At 57.0% G+C, this 342-nt stretch carries 1 pseudogene; it reads left to right on the forward strand.

Annotated elements, in window-relative coordinates:
• Positions 1–280 (forward strand): annotated as a pseudogene (locus tag FDW87_RS22590) (gluconate transporter); the annotation flags it as partial.
• Positions 281–342 lie beyond the last annotated feature (62 nt).

Here is a 342-nt window from a genome sequence, read left to right on the forward strand (position 1 = left end):
TCAGGGTTCCGCGACTGTAGCCTGCTTAACGGCGGTTGGTCTGGTGATGCCGGTGATTGAGCAACTGAACTACTCCGGTGCCCAGATGGCGGCACTGTCTATCTGTATCGCGGGTGGCTCTATCGTGGTCAGCCACGTTAACGACGCTGGTTTCTGGTTGTTCGGTAAATTTACCGGTGCGACCGAAGCGCAAACGCTGAAGACCTGGACGATGATGGAAACCATCCTCGGCACGGTCGGTGCGATTGTCGGTATGATTGCCTTTCAGCTGTTGAGCTGATGGCATTGCCCGGTGGCGCTTGCGCTTACCGGGCCTGGAAACGAGCACACATCCACACCGTA

Origin of the sequence: Citrobacter sp. wls826, from assembly GCF_005281245.1 — a bacterium.
Taxonomy (GTDB): domain Bacteria; phylum Pseudomonadota; class Gammaproteobacteria; order Enterobacterales; family Enterobacteriaceae; genus Citrobacter; species Citrobacter braakii.